Annotated in this window: 1 protein-coding gene and 1 pseudogene; one reads left to right on the plus strand and one right to left on the minus strand. The window is 35.0% G+C overall.

Annotated features, from left to right (window positions below):
- A partial coding sequence (locus RT41_RS10710; RefSeq protein WP_245811697.1) for a hypothetical protein occupies positions 1-184 on the plus strand: 184 nt, incomplete at its 5' end.
- A 528-nt stretch (positions 185-712) separates the two neighbouring features.
- Here the strand turns inward: RT41_RS10710 and RT41_RS10175 are convergent.
- Positions 713-1183: pseudogene (locus RT41_RS10175) on the minus strand (type III toxin-antitoxin system ToxN/AbiQ family toxin); the annotation flags it as partial.
- Positions 1184-1311 lie beyond the last annotated feature (128 nt).

Genomic DNA, 1311 nt, shown 5'->3' on the forward strand with positions numbered 1-1311 from the left:
AGTCTATATTTTGGGGGTCACTACAGAGGACGGTTATTTTTTTATGCTTTTGATAATCTCAATGACGAGACCGACAAGCATTAACAAGAAGCTGCCAAAAGCAATCATCAAGTTTAACGCATCAGATACACTCAAAAATATTAGCCTTTCTGTTGTTGTGAGGTCTGCTCAATATAATTCATAAGCACCACCTCCAGTCCAGCCACCGCCCTTAACTCTACTTATCTAGTATACCATAAAAAAAAACCAGGTTATACTCTATCTTGTGTTTTTTTCGTTAATTATCACAAAATAAATGTTAATTGTGCTATTTGCTTTTTACAAACCAACGGTTTATAATATAAACTATAAGTTTGTATGAGGTGAATATGAAACCAATGAATCTTAAGGTCGATAGAAGTTACCACCCTTCTAAAGCAATTAGAGAATATCAAGATAGAGGGTTGATGAAATGGCAAGGCTTTTTCCTTTCTGAACACACTACTGCCATGAAACAATGGAAAGAAGAAGAACGCTTACCACAATTCAGNGATGAAACCAGGAAGGCTCTCAGATGAGAAAACAGGGATTGTAAAAGAACTAATTAACCAGGACGAATTCTTGTTTGAGGTGGAAGATAATAATTTTCAAAGATTAAGTGCCAGGAACATCATTTCGATTTATTTAGACAAATAAAAAAAGCCCCATCGAGGGGCTTTTTAATTGACTCATTTTATAGATGTTTGAAATGATGTTCCTGGGCTTCAGGATTTACTTTTTTCGCTTCAGCTGCCGCAAGTCGTGCTTCAAATTTGTTTTGTGGTTGAACTTGTTTAGTGCTGACTTCACCATAACTTAAACAAAAGGTTTCAATTTTTTTGAAGTCGACACAATAAGCAAGCATCTTTTGATGCTTTTCAGGTTCTAGGGTGACAAATTGATGCACTGTTTGAGCTTTGGTTTGAATCGAACTTTTTTTATTCCGACAAATGCTGAATTCTTTTTTAAGCAGGTTGCGATATTGCTTATCTTGTATTTCTTCAAAGTCAAAAGGAATGATACAGGATTGAGGAACAGGGATCATGTTATTCATATTGAGAACAGCAAGATTCTTCTTCCCATCATTAACTTTGACTAGGGTTAAACTCTCTCTTATGGTGTCATATTTTGGCTTTGTTGAGCTTAGAGGAACAAAGTAGTCATTGTATTGACTCTTAAAACAACACCTAGATAATGCTTTTCAAATGCTCTGTGATGGATTTGTACACGTGAGTCAAGTTCATTTATTTTTTTTACATAGTTATTGTGGTTCTGTTGCAAAGTTTTCCAAAA

This window comes from Lactococcus fujiensis JCM 16395 (assembly GCF_002441655.1).
GTDB lineage: Bacteria > Bacillota > Bacilli > Lactobacillales > Streptococcaceae > Lactococcus > Lactococcus fujiensis.